Origin of the sequence: Pseudomonas sp. FDAARGOS_380, from assembly GCF_002591235.1 — a bacterium.
Lineage (GTDB): Bacteria > Pseudomonadota > Gammaproteobacteria > Pseudomonadales > Pseudomonadaceae > Aquipseudomonas > Aquipseudomonas salmasensis.
This window is the reverse complement of the sequence record NZ_CP023969.1, coordinates 6,020,334-6,038,733: the sequence shown is the minus strand read 5'-3', so window position 1 is coordinate 6,038,733 and position 18,400 is coordinate 6,020,334. Positions and strand designations below refer to the sequence as shown.

General features: G+C 62.4%; 16 protein-coding genes. 10 read left to right on the top strand and 6 right to left on the bottom strand.

From position 1 onward, the window contains the following. Nucleotides 1–43: 43 nt before the first annotated feature. Genes CRN80_RS28040 through CRN80_RS28030 form a run of 3 tightly spaced genes read right to left on the bottom strand, consistent with a single transcriptional unit; the run spans nucleotide 44 to nucleotide 4,990 of the window. Nucleotides 44–1,945 carry an ATP-binding protein gene (locus CRN80_RS28040; RefSeq protein WP_098952236.1) on the bottom strand — a complete coding sequence of 634 codons (1,902 nt, stop codon included), beginning with the start codon at nucleotides 1,943–1,945 and terminating at the stop codon, nucleotides 44–46. Continuing rightward, nucleotides 1,942–2,868: an ABC transporter substrate-binding protein gene (locus CRN80_RS28035; protein ID WP_098952234.1), complete on the bottom strand. Its 927-nt coding sequence runs from the start codon at nucleotides 2,866–2,868 to the stop codon at nucleotides 1,942–1,944. The genes CRN80_RS28040 and CRN80_RS28035 overlap by 4 nt, the downstream gene beginning before the upstream one ends. 1 nt (nucleotide 2,869) lies before the next feature. Beyond that, complete coding sequence (locus CRN80_RS28030; RefSeq protein ID WP_098952232.1) at nucleotides 2,870–4,990, bottom strand: TonB-dependent siderophore receptor; 2,121 nt, start codon at nucleotides 4,988–4,990, stop codon at nucleotides 2,870–2,872. Between the two features lie 195 nt (nucleotides 4,991–5,185). Here CRN80_RS28030 and CRN80_RS28025 point away from each other — a divergent pair, with 195 nt between their 5' ends. The 9 genes from CRN80_RS28025 (at nucleotide 5,186) to CRN80_RS27980 (ending at nucleotide 13,500) form a co-directional block, all read left to right on the top strand. Then, a complete protein-coding gene (locus CRN80_RS28025) occupies nucleotides 5,186–6,211 on the top strand; it encodes an NAD(P)H-dependent glycerol-3-phosphate dehydrogenase (RefSeq protein ID WP_098952230.1) in 1,026 nt (341 codons plus the stop codon). 10 nt (nucleotides 6,212–6,221) lie between these two features. After that, nucleotides 6,222–6,569, top strand: coding sequence for a DUF4389 domain-containing protein (locus CRN80_RS28020; RefSeq protein WP_003190047.1), 348 nt, complete (start codon nucleotides 6,222–6,224; stop codon nucleotides 6,567–6,569). Further along, a complete protein-coding gene (sixA, locus tag CRN80_RS28015; protein ID WP_032892620.1) occupies nucleotides 6,566–7,015 on the top strand; it encodes a phosphohistidine phosphatase SixA in 450 nt (149 codons plus the stop codon). The genes CRN80_RS28020 and sixA overlap by 4 nt, the downstream gene beginning before the upstream one ends. A gap of 551 nt (nucleotides 7,016–7,566) precedes the next feature. Further along, nucleotides 7,567–9,216 carry an AMP-binding protein gene (locus CRN80_RS28005; RefSeq protein WP_098952226.1) on the top strand — a complete coding sequence of 550 codons (1,650 nt, stop codon included), beginning with the start codon at nucleotides 7,567–7,569 and terminating at the stop codon, nucleotides 9,214–9,216. A 30-nt stretch (nucleotides 9,217–9,246) separates the two neighbouring features. Further along, nucleotides 9,247–9,690: a hotdog fold thioesterase gene (locus CRN80_RS28000; protein WP_098952224.1), complete on the top strand. Its 444-nt coding sequence runs from the start codon at nucleotides 9,247–9,249 to the stop codon at nucleotides 9,688–9,690. Nucleotides 9,691–9,787: 97 nt separating this feature from the next. Then, entirely contained in the window at nucleotides 9,788–10,591 is an 804-nt protein-coding gene (locus CRN80_RS27995; protein ID WP_056788499.1) for an alpha/beta fold hydrolase, read from the top strand. After that, entirely contained in the window at nucleotides 10,588–11,442 is an 855-nt protein-coding gene (locus CRN80_RS27990) for an alpha/beta hydrolase (RefSeq protein WP_098952222.1), read from the top strand. The genes CRN80_RS27995 and CRN80_RS27990 overlap by 4 nt, the downstream gene beginning before the upstream one ends. A gap of 102 nt (nucleotides 11,443–11,544) precedes the next feature. Beyond that, complete coding sequence (locus tag CRN80_RS27985; protein WP_098952220.1) at nucleotides 11,545–12,363, top strand: DUF4892 domain-containing protein; 819 nt, start codon at nucleotides 11,545–11,547, stop codon at nucleotides 12,361–12,363. A gap of 72 nt (nucleotides 12,364–12,435) precedes the next feature. Next, the gene (locus CRN80_RS27980; RefSeq protein ID WP_003190063.1) at nucleotides 12,436–13,500 is read left to right on the top strand and encodes an AI-2E family transporter; all 1,065 of its coding nucleotides are present in this window, start codon (nucleotides 12,436–12,438) and stop codon (nucleotides 13,498–13,500) included. 519 nt (nucleotides 13,501–14,019) lie between these two features. Here CRN80_RS27980 and CRN80_RS27970 read toward each other — a convergent pair. Then, on the bottom strand, nucleotides 14,020–15,051 hold the full coding sequence (locus tag CRN80_RS27970) for a HAMP domain-containing sensor histidine kinase (RefSeq protein WP_044273032.1): 1,032 nt from the start codon (nucleotides 15,049–15,051) through the stop codon (nucleotides 14,020–14,022). Next, nucleotides 15,051–15,815: a response regulator gene (locus tag CRN80_RS27965; protein ID WP_014717756.1), complete on the bottom strand. Its 765-nt coding sequence runs from the start codon at nucleotides 15,813–15,815 to the stop codon at nucleotides 15,051–15,053. The genes CRN80_RS27970 and CRN80_RS27965 overlap by 1 nt, the downstream gene beginning before the upstream one ends. A 259-nt stretch (nucleotides 15,816–16,074) precedes the next feature. Between CRN80_RS27965 and pyrF the strand changes: the two genes are divergently transcribed. Next, a complete protein-coding gene (gene pyrF / locus CRN80_RS27960; protein ID WP_003190068.1) occupies nucleotides 16,075–16,773 on the top strand; it encodes an orotidine-5'-phosphate decarboxylase in 699 nt (232 codons plus the stop codon). A gap of 609 nt (nucleotides 16,774–17,382) precedes the next feature. Here pyrF and CRN80_RS27955 read toward each other — a convergent pair. Then, nucleotides 17,383–18,390 carry an NADP-dependent oxidoreductase gene (locus tag CRN80_RS27955; RefSeq protein ID WP_098952216.1) on the bottom strand — a complete coding sequence of 336 codons (1,008 nt, stop codon included), beginning with the start codon at nucleotides 18,388–18,390 and terminating at the stop codon, nucleotides 17,383–17,385. Nucleotides 18,391–18,400: the final 10 nt, after the last annotated feature.

Genomic DNA, 18,400 nt, shown 5'->3' with positions numbered 1-18,400 from the left:
CTTTCGTCTTTCACGCCAGTCGCAGTTGGCTGATGGCGCGGCGCTATTGCACCCAGCGCTGCAGGATTTGCTGCAAATCCGTGCGTTTGAACGGCTTGGCCAGGTAATCGTTCATTCCGGCTGCCAGGCAGGCTTCGCGGTCGCCCTGCAAGGCGTTGGCGGTCAGGGCGATGATCGGCAGGTCGGCGCAGCCGGGCAGTTGGCGAATCTGCCGCGTGGCTTCGTAGCCGTCGATCAAGGGCAGGCGGCAGTCCATCAGGATGGCGGTGAAAATCAGGCTCTCGGCACTGCGGATCGCCTCGGCGCCGTCCGTGGCCAGGCTGACTTCAAAGCCCAGGCTGCGCAGCATGGCTTCGACCACGGTGCGGTTGACCGGGTTGTCTTCCACCAGCAGCACGTGGCGCCCGTCGCCGGCGCTGGCTTTGCCGAGCGCGTCAGGCGCGGCCACCGGCACATGCTGCTGATCGATGGCCAGCGGAATTTCCAGGGTGAACACCGAGCCTCGACCTTCTTCGCTCTGGGCGCGCAAGGTACCGCCCATGCGCTCGGCCAGGGTGCGCGCAATCGGCAGGCCCAGGCCTGTCCCACCGTAACGCCTGGAAATCGAGCTGTCGGCCTGCTGGAATGCATCGAACATCAATTCTAGGCGTTCAGTGGAAATACCAATGCCGCTGTCGCGCACGGTGCAGGTGAACCACACCAGCTCATGGTCCAGGGTTTGCCAGTGGGGCTCGACGGTCACGCTGCCACGTTCGGTAAATTTGAGTGCGTTGCCGATCAGGTTCACCAGGATCTGGCGGATCCGTGTCGGATCGCCGCGCACCCGCAGGGCCTCCATGCCCATGGGAATCGGCAGTTCCAGGCTCAGCCCACGCTGCTGGGCGCTGTGCTGGAAAGCCTGGGCGCAGCTGTTGATAAGGTCGGCGAGATTGAACGCAATATGTTCCAGTTCCAGAGCGGCGCGTTCTATGCGCGAGAAATCAAGGATGTCATTGATCACCTTGAGCAAATGCTCGGTGGACTCGGACGCCAGCGCCGCATACTCGGTCTGCTCCTCGGTCATCTCGGTGGTTTCCAACAGTTGCAGCATGCCCAGTACGCCATTCATGGGCGTGCGCAGTTCATGGCTCATCATCGCCAGGAAATCCGACTTGGCGTTGTTCGCCCGCTCGGCTTCTTCACGGGTCTGGATCAGCTGGGCCATGGCTTGCTGCTGTTCGCGACTGGCCTGTTGAAGGCCCTCGGCCAGGTTGTTGATATGCCGCGAAAGGTCGCCCAATTCCGAGTCATCGACGATCGGCAGTGGCGTTTTGTAGTCGCCTTGCTGGATGGCCTTGACCGCATGCCCCATGGCGCTGATCGGCTTTGACAGGCTCGCCGACAAGCGTCGCGCGAGCAGGAAGGTAAACAGCAGGGCGAACAGCGCCAGGATCCCGGCTTTGAACAGGATTTCCTGCTGGCGCTGGCTGAACGCATCGTTGGACATACCCACGATCACCCGACCCAGGTAGTCCGCGCGCGGAGCTTTGGGTTCGTTGAGGTTGTCCTGGAAAAAGTCATTGTTGAGCTGGATGTGTTGCAGGCGGATCGGTGCCTGGAACACCTTCACCGACAGCGAGCGATCATGTCGCTCGGACGGCTGCTCCACGTACACCAGGATGTTCTCGGCGCTGTCCTGGATCTCGAGGAAGCGCACATGGGGGGTGGCCAAGGTCGCGCGCAGCAGGGTTTCAAGCACATCGTTGTTGCCGGAAATCACGCCGTACTCAGTGGCAGGCGCCAACTGGTTGGCGATCAATTGACCGGTGTGGTCCAGCTCCTGGCGCAAATCCTGGATGCGCACGAAGGTGAAGAAGGTGATGAGCAGCAGGGTCAACAGCAGCGCGGGGCCCAGGGTAATGAGCTGGGTGCGGGTGTTGATATCCCAACGACGGCGCAAGGTCATGGGCGTTTTTCTCCTTCTGCCAGGCGGGCGGCAACGGCGACTTCATCGACCTGTTCGATGCCCAGTGAGCGTGCGACTTGCGGGTTGCCCACGACTTTGAAGTGTTGCGGGTAGAGCGTGTGCGGCCAATTGGCCGGCGGCTGGTCCAGCAGGTGATTCAGCACGGCGAGCCAGTCGGCCTGATCGCTGTAGGTGCTGGCCAGGCTGCCGGCCCGCACAAACCCGGCATTGGGCCCTACCAACGGCAGTTGTTGGGCATAACTGCTCAGCAACAGGTTTTTCACGGTTTTGGGGTTGTACAGGTTCGGGTCGTCGAGGCCCAGTAGCACGTCGCTGTTCTTGAACAGGTTTTGCAGCGGCCGGCTGTCACTGGTGTTCTCCCAGAGCTGGGGCACGATTTCCAGGCCCATGGGCTTGGCGGATTGAGTCAGTTCGCGCAGCAGGAACTCGCTGCCAGCTTCGTAAAGCACGCCAACCCGCTGTGCCTGGGGCAGGATATGGGCGATCAGGCGCAACTGACGGTCCAGCGGCGGGTCGCTCCAGAGCAGGCTGATTTTCGCCGGATGGGTGTTGCCCAGGCGTTGCCGGGCCTGCAGGCGGCTGATGCGCAATACTAGGGTGGGCGGCCCTTGTTCATCCTGCAGTCGCCAGTCCAGGCCGGGCAGGTCAAGGAGGATCAGGCGGGTGCTGGCAGGCAAGTCCCTGGGCGCCGGCAACGCGTTGAGGGGGGTGAAGCTGACCTGGTCGTCGGGGCGCTGCTGGGCAAGGGCCTGGGTAAAGGCGCGCACGCCGGCGCTGTCTTCGGCGGCCGTCAGCAGGATGTTGGCGCTCCACGCCGGCGCCGCCAGCAACAGGCACGCGAGCAGCAGGCCACGGCGCCAAAACCGTGAAACCAAGAGGGTCATCCGTGACTGATCGGCCATGTCAGAAGTCCAGCTCGGCGCTGAAGTAGAGAACGTGGCGATGGTCGTAGTTGTTGTCGGCCCAGGTGGTGGGCTGGTTGTCCAGGCGTTGTTGCAACATGCCCGCCAGCTCCACATTGGTTTTGCCTACGGCGATGCGCTTGGCCACCCGCAGGTCGACCCGCTGGAAGCGATACTGGTTGAGTGCGTCGTCGCCATAGTAGAACAAGGCGCTGGACCAACCCTGGCCCCATTCACGCAGCCAACCGGCCGCGCCGCTGTTACGCGCGGTTTGCGCCTTGTCCCGCGGGTTGCTGGAGGTGGCGTCTACATAAGCATAGGTCAGGCGCAGGCGGTCGGCGTTACTCACGCGCCAGTCGAACTGCGACTCGGCACCGCTAAAGCGCGCACTGTTGGCGTTGCTGGCGATGTATTGGTTGTTGCGCAGCGGCGAGCTGATCATGTCGGTGATTTCGTCATAGAACAGCTTCACGTCGACATTCAGCCCCAGCTCGGCAAAGAAGCCGTTGTAGCCCAGCTCGCGCGAGCGCATCAACTCTTTGTCGAGGTTGCCGGGGCCGCGCGTCACGACAAAATATTGCCCGGCGTTTTGCCCATAGGTCGGCGAACTGAGATTGGTGACGCGATAGCTCCAATTGACGTTGTTCTCGAACATGTCCGGCGAGCGGATCGCCTCGGAGTAAACCGCGCGCAAGCCGTGGCGGGGGTTGATCAGGTAATTGACCGCCACCCGTGGCGTCAGCGAGTTGCCGCTCAGGTGGGTGTCTTCGTACATGGCGCCACCTTGCAGCAGCCAGTGCTCGCTGGCGCGCCATTCCAGGTGCCCAAACAGGCGCCAGGTGGTGTCGTCCAGGGTGCCATTGAAGTAGGTCTCGGAATCGGCGCGGTCGTAGCGGTAATTCATGCCGCTGACCAGGCGCAGGCTGTCGGAGAGGCTGAGCGTGTCCTGGATCTCCAGGTCGTAGCGGCTTTCACGGGTGCTCTGGTCGATATCGCCACACACGCTCTGGTTGGCGCCGTTGCGCCACTGGTCCAGCACCTGGTTGGCCAAGGCCTGTTCGGCGGCGTTACCCGGTGGGGCGGAGCCTTGGCTGTAAGTGTCCATGTGCCGCGCCAGCAATTCGGCATAGTTGGGGTTGAGCTGCCATAGCTGGGTCAGTTCAGGGCTGAACGAGGCCTTGGCGTCACAGGCTTTCCAGATTTGCTTGCGGTCCCATTGCTGTGCCGAGCCCTGGATATACAGGCTGTGGTCGGGGTTGAAGTCAAAGTTCCAGCGCAGGGAGCCCGCGTAGTCTTTGGCGGTGACGTCGGAATTGCTGCCGCCTTCGGTAATCCCGGCAAACACTGGGGTGTAGGTGTATGGGCGTTGGTTGGTGCCTTCCTTGACGTTCAGTTGCCAGTCGAGGCTTTGTTGCGCGTTCAAGGTCTGGCTCACCGCCAGGCTGAAACGGTTGAGACGACGCCCGTCACGGCGGTCGGCGCCGGCCGCGTCGCTGTCAAAACCATCGTCCTGTTGCCCGGACAGGGACAAGCGCAAATCGCCGGTCTCCCAGCCCACACCCTGGCTGGCATAGAAGTCATTGATGCCACGCTCGCCACGGATGACCTTTACCCGCGAGCCATGGCTATTGGCCGGCGAGCGGGTGAGGATATTCACCACCGCCATCAGCGCATTGGCACCGTAGCTGACCGTGTTGGGGCCGCGAAACACCTCGATACGCTCGATATCCTCCATGGCCACCGGGATATCGCTCCAGTCCACCGTGGCCAGGCCGGCGCGGTAGACCGAGCGCCCATCGATCAGCACCTGCATGCGCCGTGCGTCGCTGGCGCTGGTGCCGTGGTAATTCACTGAGGCCTGGTTACCGCTGGTGTAGCCGACCATCATCCCCGGGACCAGCCGCAGCAGTTCCGAGATGTCCCGGGCGCCGCTGGCCTTGATCAGCTCACTGTCGATCACCGTCATGCTGCCGGGCACGGCGGCGGCCGATTGCTTGAGGCGCGTGGCGGTCAAGACCTGCGGCAGCGGCTGGCTGTCGAGGAATAGATCGTCGGCTTGCGCGCAGGTAGCGCACGCCAGCATCAATAACAGTGATGAGCGAGGAGGGGGGCCTAGATACACGGCACGGCCTTGTTAATTGCGGATAGCCGCCCATGTTAACCGAGGCGCGGCTATTTGCCAGTCGTAGGACTTGCAATTACTTCGCACCTCCATGGCATTTTCCGACAACCCCGCGAATTGATACGGGGGCTGGCCGCAAGCCGGGCGCCCCGTATAATGCCGCCATCGCCACTGGTATGGATTAACGGATTGCATATGACTGAACAGCGCCCTATTGCGGTCCTGGGAGGCGGAAGTTTTGGTACCGCCGTGGCTAACCTGCTGGCCGAGAACGGCCACGCGGTGCGCCAGTGGATGCGCGACCCCGAGCAGGCCGAAGCCATTCGCGTGCATCGCGAAAACCCCCGTTACCTTAAAGGTATCAAGATTCATCCTGCCGTCGAGCCGGTGACCGACCTGCTGGGAACCCTCACGGCCTGCGACCTGTGCTTCGTCGCGCTGCCTTCCAGCGCCTTGCGCTCGGTATTGGCACCCCACGCCGAACGCCTGGCCGGCAAGCTGCTGGTCAGCCTGACCAAGGGCATCGAGGCCGACACCTTCAAGTTGATGAGTGAAATCCTCACCGAAATCGCCCCGCAGGCGCGTATTGGCGTGCTGTCCGGGCCGAACCTGGCGCGGGAAGTCGCCGAGCACGCGTTGACCGCCACCGTGGTCGCGAGTGAAGACGAGGCCTTGTGCGAGCGCGTCCAGGCGGTGCTGCATGGCCGTACTTTCCGGGTCTACGCCAGCGCCGATCGCTTCGGCGTCGAATTGGGCGGGGCGTTGAAAAACGTCTACGCGATCATTGCCGGCATGGCCGTGGCCCTGGGCATGGGCGAAAACACCAAGAGCATGTTGATCACCCGTGCCCTGGCCGAGATGACCCGTTTTGCGGTGAACCAGGGCGCCAACCCCATGACCTTCCTCGGCCTGGCGGGCGTGGGTGACTTGATCGTCACCTGTTCATCGCCTAAAAGCCGCAACTATCAGGTCGGGTTTGCCTTGGGCCAAGGGCTGAGCCTGGACGAGGCAGTGACCCGCCTGGGCGAAGTGGCCGAAGGGGTCAACACCCTCAAGGTCTTGAAGGCCAAGGCCCAGGAAGTGGGCGTATATATGCCGCTGGTCGCCGGGCTGCACGCGATCCTGTTCGAAGGGCGCACCTTGAACCAGGTCATCGAGTTGCTGATGCGGGCCGAGCCCAAGACCGATGTCGACTTTATTTCCACCAGTGGTTTCAACTGAGGAACGCGTCATGAACGATCCCAAAGCTGCCCCTCCTTACGAGTCGATTGTCTTGCGCATCCTGTGGATGCTGGTGTTTGCGCTGGTATGGCAGGTGGCGCAATTCCTGCTCGGCGCGCTGGTGGTGGTGCAATTGATTTACCGGCTGATCTACGGCGCACCGAACCTGGGTCTGATGAATTTTGGCGACAGCCTCAGCCAGTTCCTGGCGCAGATCGGCCGCTTTGGCAGCTTCCACACTGAACAAAAGCCTTGGCCGTTCGCCGATTGGCCAACCCCGCGTGCGCCCGAAGGTGAAGCGGCCCACAGCGTACCGCCGGCACCGCACCCGGTGCGTGATGAAGAGCCGAAGCTATGAAGGTATGGATTTTGCGTCACGGTGAGGCCCAAGCGCATGCGCGCACGGACGCCGAGCGCAACCTTACCGAGCATGGGCGTGCCGAAGTCTTGCGCAGTGCTGCGCACCTGATTGGCCAGCCCTTGGGCGCCATCATTGCCAGCCCTTATGTGCGAGCGCAGCAGACGGCGCAGTTGGTGCGCGATGTGCTGGGGTTTGAGCGCGAGATCCTTACGGTGCCGTGGCTGACGCCCGATGAGGATGTTCGACAGGTGCTGGAGAAGCTCGATACTGATGACGACGTGCTGTTGGTCAGCCACCAGCCGTTGGTGGGCAACCTGATCAGTTTTTTGCAGCATGGGCATCAGCGTCAGCCACAGCCGATGTATACGGCCAGCTTGGCGCAGCTTGAGGGGGACTTTCCGTTGGCGGGGTTGATGAGTCTGGTGGATGTGAAGAATCCCTAACGCACTCCAACTGTGGGAGCTGGCTTGCCTGCGATGACGGCCTGCCAGCCGACACCTGTCCACCTGACACCCCACAATCCAACTGTGGGAGCGGGCTTGCTCGCGAAGGCGGCTTGGCAGTCAACACAGTTGGATTGGGTACATATCCATTGCTGCGGTAACGGCCGCTTAGGGTTCCGCCCTGACGGCGGCTCACTTTTGAAAAGCGCAAAAGTAAGCAAAACGCTCTTGCCCCACCACTCGGCACCTCGCTTGGGCTCGGTGTGCCCGTAATCCGCCAGTGATTTAGGGGGCCGCCGCCACGCGCCATCCATGGCGCGGGGCGGCTAAACCGGCATCCCTGCCGGTTTACCCCCCAAATCCCTGTCGAATTCCGGCCAGCGTGGTTTGACGGGGCGCTTAAGATCAAAATCAAAAGCAGATCAAAAGCAGATCAAGAGCGACTCGCTTCGCATCGGGTTAGCTGCAGGCCGTTTCCTTCTCCTGTGCTATACAGTCAACCAAGCAAGTGCTTGGTTGGCTGTATCTCGGATCACAAAGGAGCGCGTCCCATGCCTGTCGCTTTTCGTTTGCCGTTGCAGGTCTTCTTTGAGCGTGAAGCGCGGCACCCGCGTAAAGTTTTTCTTGTTCAGCCCATCGGCGGCGGTGAGGTGCAGACCCTCACCTGGGGCGAGGTGGGCCACCAGGCGCGTTGCGCTGCGCACTGGCTGCGTGCGCGGAAGTTGCCCCTGGGCTCGCACATTGCGCTGATTTCAAAAAACTGCGCCCACTGGATCATCGCCGACCTGGCGATCTGGATGGCCGGGCATGTGTCGGTGCCGCTTTATCCCAACCTTACCGCTGAGTCCGTCGCCCATGTGTTGACCCATTCGCAGGCGCGGTTGGCGTTGATCGGTAAACTCGATGACTGGCCGGCGATGGCGCCTGGCGTTCCTGCGGGGGTGCCGACTATCAGCCTGCCGCTGTGTCCGGAGGGGACTTTCGATTTCAGTTGGATGGACCTGCAAGCCTGTTCTCCTATCCAGGACAACCCGCTGCCGGATGCCGCCAGCCTGGCCACTATTATCTACACCTCCGGTACTACCGGCCTGCCTAAAGGGGTGATGCACAGTTTCGGCGCCTTGGGTTTTGCTGCCACGCGCGGTACTGAGTTGTTCGGCCTGGGGGAGGGTGACCGGTTGCTGTCGTACCTGCCGCTGTGCCATGTGGCGGAGCGGATGTTTGTTGAAATGGCGTCGATCTATACCGGGCAAACCGTTTTTTTCGCCGAGAGCCTGGAGACGTTCCTCACCGATCTGCGCAGGGCGCGGCCGACGGCCTTGTTTGGTGTGCCGCGCATCTGGACCAAATTCCAACTGGGCGTCTACGCCAAAATCCCGGAAAAACGCCTTGATACCCTGTTACGCCTGCCTTTTATCGGCAAGCGCGTCGGCCATAAAGTCCTCGCCGGTCTGGGGCTGGATGCGCTGCGTATCGCTCTGTCCGGCGCGGCGCCGGTGCCCGAGGCGTTGCTGCGTTGGTATCAGCGCCTGGGCCTGGATGTGCTGGAGGTGTATGGCATGACCGAAAACTGCGGCTATTCCCATGTGTGTCGCCCAGGCGGGCAAACGCTCGGTTGGATCGGCCAGCCCTGCCCAGGTGTGCAAGTGCGCATCGACCCGTCAGGGGAAGTGCAGGTACACAGTGGCGCGACCATGTTGGGGTATTTCAAGGACCCGCAGAAAACCGCGGATACGCTCACCGCAGATGGCTTCCTGCGCACGGGGGACAAGGGCGAGCAGGACGCTGACGGTCGTCTGCGCCTGACCGGGCGCCTCAAGGAGATCTTCAAGACCAGCAAAGGCAAATACGTGGCCCCGGCGCCGATTGAAAACCGCCTGGCCGAACATGCACGGATTGAACAGGTGTGTGTGGTCGGCGAGGGGCTCAGCGCACCGATCGGGCTGTGCGTGTTGTCGGGGCCGTGCGAGGACCGCCACGCCCTGGGCAGTGGCCTTCAGCGTTGGCTGGCACAGGTGAATGCCGGCCTGGATAAGCATGAGCGCATGGGGCAGTTGGTGGTGGTGAAAGATCACTGGGCGGTGGAAAACGGCTTTCTCACGCCGACCTTGAAGATCAAGCGCAACGTGATCGAGTCGACGTACGGGCCACATTTGCAAGCGTGGAGCGCGCGCGGCGAAACCGTTCTGTGGCAGGATTAGGGCCGTAATAAAACCAACAAGGACAACCGTATGAGCCTGTGGCGTACCCAACCGAATATCGAACACCTCAACGCGATCCAGAAAAACACCATCGGTGAATTGCTGGATATTCGTTTCGAAAGCTTCGACGACGAATCCCTCACCGCCAGTATGGTGGTCGACCACCGCACCCATCAGCCCTACGGCCTGCTGCACGGTGGCGCCTCGGTGGTACTGGCCGAAAGTGTCGGCTCCATGGCTGCCTATTTGTGCATTGATGCCAGCAAGTTCTATTGCGTGGGCCTGGAGGTCAACGCCAACCACCTGCGCGGCGTGCGCAGCGGGCGGGTGACGGCGGTGGCCAAGGCCATTCATATCGGGCGCACCACCCAGGTGTGGGACATCCGCTTGAGCAGCGACGAGGGCAAGGCCAGTTGTGTCTCACGCCTGACCATGGCCGTGGTGCCGCTGGGTGAACAACAGCCGGCGCGATAGGCGTGGCGTGAGTGTCATCATTCCTGGCAGTTACAGTCATTGCTGTAGGCGCCGGGCATGGTGACAATCCCCCTCTGTTTTGGTTGATGGAAACTGTATGTCGCAGCACGTGTTTTTTACCCACGCCAATGGCTTCCCTTCGGCCACCTACGGCAAACTGTTTGCCGCCTTGGCCCCGGAATATGCAGTGGCACATCTGCCGCAGCACGGTCACGACCCCAGGTTCCCGGTGGATGATAACTGGCAGAACCTGGTGGACGAACTCATCCACCATCTGGAGCAGCAGCCAGAGCCAGTGTGGGGCGTGGGCCACTCCCTGGGCGGCGTGCTGCATTTGCACGCGGCCATGCGCTGCCCGCACCTGTACCGGGGCGTGGTGATGCTGGATTCACCGGTGCTCACCCGCGCAGACCGCTGGGTGATCCGCGCTGCCAAGCGCTTTGGCTTTATCGACCGCCTCACCCCAGCCGGGCGCACCCTTGGCCGGCGCGAAGAATTCACCGACCTGGACACCGCGCGCAGCTACTTCGCCGGCAAGACCCTGTTCCGTGGCTTCGACCCCGATTGCTTTGACGCGTACCTGCAACATGGCCTGCAGCAAGTGGGCGACCGCCTGCGCCTGCGGTTCGACCCGGCCACCGAAATCAGCATCTATCGCGGCGTGCCGCACACCAGCCCGGGCCAGGTGCGCCAGTTGAAGGTGCCGCTGGCCGTGGTGCGTGGTCGCCAGAGCCGGGTGGTGATGCGTCACCATGCCAGTGGCGTCGACCGCCTGCCCATGGGCGAAATGCTCACCATGCCCGGCGGCCATATGTTCCCGCTCGAACGCCCTCAGGACACTGCTGCCTTGATCAAGACGCTGTTCGCTCGCTGGCAGGCCCGTGAGCGAAATTGCGCATGAGCACGCCTGTCGAAGAGGTTCGCCTGAGCCTGCCGCATATCGAACTGGCCGCGCATCTGTTCGGGCCTGAGGACGGCCTGCCGGTGATTGCCCTGCATGGCTGGCTGGACAACGCCAACAGCTTTGCGCGCCTTGCGCCCAAGTTGCACGGTTTGCGCATCGTTGCCCTGGACATGGCAGGGCATGGGCATTCGGCGCATCGCCCGGCCGGCGCCGGTTATGCCTTGTGGGATTACGTCTACGACGTGCTGCAGGTGGCCGAGCAACTGGGCTGGAAACGTTTTGCATTACTTGGCCACTCCCTGGGCGCCATCGTCTCTCTGGTATTAGCCGGAGCCTTGCCGGAGCGGGTGACGCACTTGGGCCTGATCGACGGCGTGATCCCACCGACCGCCAGCGGCGAGAACGCGGCCGAGCGCCTGGGCATGGCCTTGCAGGCGCAATTGAGCCTGCAAGATAAGCGCAAGCCGGTCTACAACAGCCTTGATCGAGCGGTTGAGGCGCGGATGAAAGGCGTGGTGGCGGTCAGCCGTGAAGCGGCGCAGCTCCTGGCCCAGCGCGGTTTGATGCCGGTACCGGGCGGTTACACCTGGCGCAGCGACAGCCGCCTGACCCTGGCGTCACCGATGCGCCTGACCGAAGAACAAGCCATGGCTTTCGTGCGACGGGTAGGGTGCCCTACGCAGTTGGTGGTCGCGGCTGACGGCATGCTGGCGAAACATCCCGAATTGCTTTCTCAGCTACCCTTCACGGTTACCACGCTGCCAGGCGGCCATCATTTACACCTGAATGACGAGCCCGGCGCGGCTCTTGTTGCAGACTGTTTCAATCGGTTCTTCTCCACGCCTTGACTTGGCGGGGTCAACTGCCGAGGCTGGGCGGATTGAAAGGGAGTCAACCATGAACACACTCAATATCGCTGTGACCAACATTGGCCAGGGCTCACTGATCCGATGAGCCTGGGTAAAGGAAGTATCCGTGCCCTTGGCCTTTGCTGTTTCAGCCCCCTGGTATTTGCCGCCGACCTGCCGGGCAGCCAGGATCTGCCGGCGGTAGCCCGCCAGGTGGATGCGCAAATCGTCGATTACCGCCCCGCTGAAGACAAGGAACGCATCTACCCCATGGGCGCGATTCGCAAGATCAGCGGCCAGTTGCGTTACGAAGGCCAGGCCATCGCACGCGGCCCGGCCACTGCAATCACCTATGAACTGCCCGCCGAACACAGCTCCAGCGCTGCCTTTACCGCAACGCGCGAAGCCTTGCAGGCCAAGGGTGCGCAGTTGTTGTTCTGGTGCAAGGCCCGCGATTGTGGCGAAAGCAGCCTGTGGGCCAACGAAGTGTTCGGCAACGCCAAGCTGGTGGGCGCCGACGGCCAACAGGAATACCTGCTGCTACGCCTGGCCGCCCCGCAGGACAATTCCCTGGTCGCGCTGTACGGCATCACCCGTGGTAACCGCCGCGCCTACCTGCATGTGGAGCAACTCGACGCCAGCGCGCCCTTGGGCGACCTGCTGCCCACCTCGGCCACCCTGCTGCGTGAACTCAAAAGCACCGGCGAGCTGGATTTCCCCGCGCTGGGCGCCGAACCGGATGACACCTGGCTGACCTTGATATCCCGAGCCTTGAACCTCGACACCACCCTGCGCGTCAGCCTGAGCGGGCCGAAGGCTGAGGCCTGGCGCCAGGCACTGGTAGAGAAGGGCGTGCGCACCGCCCGTCTGGAAACCGGCAGCGGTGAAACCCAAGGACTGCATCTGCATCTGATACGCTAAGCACCACAGGGCGAACGGACCCGCGCCGTTCGCCTAAGCTCTCTTTCTACAGCCTTCTTCTCGAGATACCCGATGCTCAATAACGATCGCCTGCTGGTGCAAATCCTGCTGCTGGTGCTGTTTGGTGCCAGCTTCTGGGTCATGGCGCCGTTCTGGTCGGCGCTGTTCTGGGGCGCGGTGCTGGCCTTTGCCAGTTGGCCGCTGATGCGTTTGCTCACCCGCTGGCTCGGCGGTCGGGAATCCCTGGCGGCTGGCATCCTGACGTTGGGCTGGATGTTGCTGGTGGCAGTGCCATTGGTATGGCTGGGGTTCAACCTGGCGGACCATGTGCGTGATGCAGTGGCGCTGATCAAGGACATCCAGGTCGACGGCTTGCCCGAGGCGCCGACCTGGTTGGGGTCGATCCCCTTCGTAGGCGAGCGCCTGGTGGCGACATGGGACAGTATTGATCAACAAGGCGCGGCGCTGATGGTGAGCATCAAGCCGTACCTGGGCCAGGTCGGCAATTGGTTGTTGGCGCGCAGTGCGCAAATCGGCGGCGGCATTCTTGAGCTGACCCTGAGCCTGGTCTTCGTGTTCTTTTTCTACCGTGACGGGCCGCGCCTGGCGATGTTTGTGCACCGCCTGTTGGAGCGTCTGATTGGCGAGCGCGCGGGCTATTACATCGAACTGGTGGCCGGCACGGTGCAGCGGGTGGTCAATGGTGTGATCGGCACCGCTGCGGCCCAGGCGCTGCTGGCGCTGATCGGCTTTCTGATCGCTGGCGTACCGGGCGCGTTGGTGCTGGGTATCGTGACCTTCTTGCTCAGCCTGATTCCCATGGGCCCGCCGCTGGTGTGGATCCCGGCCACGGCGTGGCTGGCGTGGAAGGGCGACTACACCTACGCGGTGTTCCTGGGCGTGTGGGGCACGTTCGTGATCAGCGGCGTGGATAACGTGCTCAAGCCGTACCTGATCAGCCGTGGCGGCAACCTGCCGTTGGTGATTGTGTTGTTGGGCGTGTTTGGCGGGTTGATAGCGTTCGGCTTTATCGGCCTGTTTATCGGCCCGACGTTGTTGGCGGTGGCTTACAGCCTGCTGACAGACTGGAGCGCGAGCCAGGCGCAGGTGCGCCGTGAAGACAAACCGTGTAACTGATCGGTGACTACATAACTGTCATGCGACGCTGCACCTGTGGGCTGGCTTGCCTGCGATAGCCATAGGTATCTACACAGCTTTGTAGCCTGTAGCAGCCGACGGTAACCACGATGCGAAGCGAGCCGCTCTTGATCTTGATCTGCTTTTGATCTTAGGCGCCCCGTTAAACCACGCTGGCTGGAATTCGACAGGGATTTGGGGGGTAAACCGGCAGGGATGCCGGTTTAGCCGCCCCGCGCCATGGATGGCGCGTGGCGGCGGCCCCCCAAATCACTGGCGGATTACGGGCACACCGAGCCTAGGCGAGGTGCCGAGTGGTGGGGCAAGAGCGTTTTGCTTACTTTTGCGCTTTTCAAAAGTGAGCCGCCGTCAGGGCGGAACCCTAGGTGGCCGTTACCGCAGCAATGGATATGTACACAATCCAACTGTGTTGACCGCCAGGCCGCCTTCGCAGCGATGCGGCGACCCGACAAGCCAGCTCCCACATTTGGATCGCGGCGCGTCAGGTAATGGGAGTGCTTAAACCCTCGGCAACCACATCACCGCCGTCAACCCACCGCCCGGTGTGTCCTCCAGGCTCAGGTGGCCACCGAGTCGCTCGACGGCCTCCCGGGCAATGGTCATCCCCAAACCGACCCCCCCGGAATTGCGGTTGCGCGACCCTTCCAGGCGAAAGAACGGCTCGAACACCGCTTCGCGCTTATCGGCGGCGATCCCCGGGCCGTGGTCGATCACCCGGATCACCAGGGCGCCACGGCTGTCGGCCAGTTCTACCCGGGCGGTGCCGGCATAGCGCAGGGCGTTGTCGATCAGGTTATTCAGGCAGGAACGCAGGGCCATCGGCTGCACCTGCAACGGCGTACAGGTGCCGGAAAATTGCACGTCGCGGCCTTGGTCCTGGGCGTTTTCACTTAAAGACTCCACCAATGCCTGCACATCGAGCCAATGCCGTGTCTCGCTGGTGCGCTGTTCGTGCAGGTAGCTCAAGGTGGCATCGAGCATGCCGATCATGTCGTCCAGGTCCTGGCGCATCTGGCCTTGCAGCTTGGGATCTTCGATCTGTTCCAGGCGCAGCTTGAGGCGCGAGAGCGGGGTGCGCAGGTCATGGGAGACCGCGCCGAGCATGCGGGCGCGCTGGCTGACCTGTTCGCGAATGCGCTTTTGCATCAGGTTGAAGGTGGAGGCCGCCTGGCGTGCTTCGCGAGGGCCGGATTCCACCAGGGGTGGGCTGTCGAGGTCGACGCTCAAGCGCTCGGCCGCCGCGCTCAGGCGCTGGATCGGCCGGCTCAGCAGTTTGGCGCCGTACCAGGCGGCGATGATCAGCGAGATGAATTGAAATGTCAGGGGCACTACCGGGCCACCGAACCAGGGGCGAGGCGCCTTGCGCAAGGGCGTGAGGCTGCCGTCCGGTTGTTCGACGAACGCCGCGCGGGGCGGTGGCGGCGGGCCGTAGTGGTGGAACCAGAAGAATGCCAGCACGTGGGCCAGCACAATCGCCACCAACAACAGGCCGAACAGTCGCCCGAACAGCGTATTGAAGGGGGCGCGCATCAACCGATATCCCGGGCGTCGAACAGGTAGCCTTCGCCGCGTACGGTCTTGATCAATTGCGGAGCCTTGGGGTCATCCCCCAGCTTCTGGCGCAGGCGCGACACCAGCAAGTCGATGCTGCGATCAAAAGCCTCGATGGAGCGCCCACGGGCCGCGTCCAGCAGCTGTTCGCGGCTCAGTACGCGGCGCGGGCGTTCGATAAACACCCACAACAAACGAAACTCGGCGTTGGACAACGGCACCACCAGGCCATCATCGGCCACCAGCTGGCGCAGGACGCTGTTCAGGCGCCAGGTGTCGAAACGGATATTGGCCCGCTGTTCGGTGCGGTCATCACGCACCCGGCGCAGGATGGTCTGGATACGCGCGACCAGTTCTCGGGGTTCGAACGGCTTGGACATATAGTCATCAGCGCCCAGTTCCAGGCCGATGATGCGATCGGTAGGTTCGCAACGGGCAGTAAGCATCAGGATCGGAATGTCCGACTCGGCGCGCAGCCAGCGGCACAAGGTCAGCCCGTCTTCGCCCGGCAACATCAAGTCGAGCACCACCACATCGAAGGTCTCCGCTTGCATGGCCTGGCGCATGGCGGTGCCGTCGGTGACACCCGAGGCGAGAATATTGAAGCGTGCCAGGTAGTCGATCAGCAGTTCGCGGATCGGCACGTCGTCGTCGACAATCAGCGCACGGGTGTTCCAGCGCTTGTCTTCGGCGATCACCGCGTCTTTTGGCGCTTCGTTTACAGGGTCGCAAGGGGTATGCATAGCGAGATCATCTGCCTGGTTGTGGCTGTCAGCATAGGCGCCCAGTTCCAGGGCTGGAAGTGCTGGGCGGGCGGTCATGTGCGCGAGGCTAGCCGGGCGGCGTATTGGGGGCGTGTCGTGAATGTATCGAGGTTGAAACAATTACCCTGAATCGCCGGTATTGGGCGCTTGATCGGTATTTACCGATCATCGGATCCCGCAACGGCGCTGCTTGCGCTACAATCCGCGCCGATTTCGACTTGCCTGAGAGCCCATTCCAATGTCCGTCTGCCAGACTCCTATCATCGTCGCCCTGGATTACCCCACCCGTGACGCCGCACTGAAGCTGGCTGACCAGTTGGACCCCAAGCTTTGCCGGGTCAAGGTCGGCAAGGAACTGTTCACCAGTTGCGCGGCGGAAATCGTCGGCACCCTGCGTGACAAAGGTTTCGAAGTGTTCCTTGATCTGAAATTCCATGACATCCCCAACACCACGGCGATGGCCGTCAAAGCCGCGGCCGAGATGGGCGTGTGGATGGTCAATGTGCACTGCTCCGGTGGCCTGCGCATGATGAGCGCCTGCCGCGAAGTGCTGGAACAGCGCAGCGGCCCCAAACCGTTGTTGATCGGCGTGACCGTGCTCACCAGCATGGAGCGCGAAGACCTGGCGGGCATTGGCCTGGATATCGAGCCGCAGGTGCAGGTGTTGCGCCTGGCAGCCCTGGCGCAGAAAGCCGGCCTCGACGGCCTGGTGTGCTCGGCCCTGGAAGCCCAGGCCCTGAAGAACGCTCACCCGTCGTTGCAGCTGGTGACACCGGGTATTCGTCCCACCGGCAGCGCCCAGGATGACCAGCGCCGTATCCTGACCCCGCGCCAGGCCCTGGATGCGGGCTCGGATTACCTGGTGATCGGCCGTCCGATCAGCCAGGCGGCGGATCCTGCAAAAGCGTTGGCAGCGGTCGTCGCCGAGATCGCCTGATTTTTAGAGTGAGCAAAAAATGTGGGCTGCCCACAGAATCAGTGCAAGGAACAGATCCCCTGTGGGAGCGGGCTTGCCCGCGATGGCCATAGGTATCTACACAATTTTGGGACGACACTGGACCTGTGGCGAGGGAGCTTGCTCCCGTGACGGCCTGATAGTCAACGCAGTTAGACCCGGTACATATCCGTTATTTAGGTAACGGCCACCTAGGGTTCCGCTCTGACAGCGGCTCACTTTCGAAAAGCGCGAAAGTAAGCAAAGCGCTCTTGCCCCACCACTCGGCACCTCGCCTAGGCTCGGTGTGCCCGTAATCCGCCAGTGATTTGGGGGGCCGCCGCCACGCGCCATCCATGGCGCGGGGCGGCTAAACCGGCATCCCTGCCGGTTTACCCCCCAAATCCCTGTCGAATTCCGGCCAGCGTGGTTTAACGGGGCGCCTAAGATCAAGATCAAGAGCGGCTCGCTTCGCATCGTGGTTACCCGGTGGCTGCGGCGAACTGCACAGTTGTGTAGATACCTATGCCGCGATGGCGGTGGGTCAGATTAATTAATCTGACCCACCGCTTTCGCAGGCAAGCCAGCTCCCACATCTGTTTTTGTGGTGTGTCAGCTGACTTTGAGCACCAACTTCCCGAAGTTCTCGCCGTTGAACAGCTTCATCAGCGTTTCCGGGAATGTCTCCAGCCCTTCGACAATATCTTCCTTGCTCTTGAGCTTGCCCTGGGCCATCCAGCCGGCCATTTCCTGACCCGCCGCCGCAAAGTTTGCCGCGTGGTCCATCACCACAAAGCCTTCCATGCGCGCACGATTGACCAGCAATGACAGGTAGTTGGCCGGGCCTTTGACCGCTTCCTTGTTGTTGTACTGGCTGATTGCACCGCAAATCACCACGCGGGCTTTGAGTGCCAGGCGGCTGAGCACCGCGTCGAGAATATCGCCGCCGACGTTATCGAAATACACGTCCACGCCTTTGGGGCACTCGCGCTTGAGGGCGGCGGGCACGTCTTCGCTTTTGTAGTCGATGGCGGCGTCGAAGCCCAACTCATCGACCAGGAACTTGCACTTCTCGGCGCCACCGGCGATTCCCACCACGCGACAGCCCTTGAGCTTGGCGATCTGCCCGGCGATGCTGCCCACGGCACCGGCAGCACCGGAGATCACCACGGTGTCACCGGCTTCCGGTGCGCCGGTCTCCAGCAGAGCAAAGTAGGCCGTCATGCCGGTCATGCCCAGGGCGGACAGGTAGCGGGGCAGGGGCGCCAGCTTGGGGTCCACCTTGTAGAAACCACGGGGCTCGCCGAGGAAGTAATCCTGCACGCCCAGTGCACCGTTCACGTAGTCCCCCACCGCGAAGTTCGGATGCTTCGAGGCAAGTACCTTGCCGACGCCCAGGGCGCGCATCACTTCGCCGATGCCCACCGGTGGAATGTAGGACTTGCCTTCATTCATCCAGCCACGCATGGCCGGGTCGAGGGACAGGTATTCGTTGCGCACCAGCACCTGGCCGTCCTGGGGTTCGCCCACCGGCACTTCCTGGTAAGTGAAGGTCTCGCGCGTGGCGGCACCGACCGGGCGTTTGGCGAGCAGAAATTGGCGGTTGGTCTGGGCGGTCATGGCAAGGACT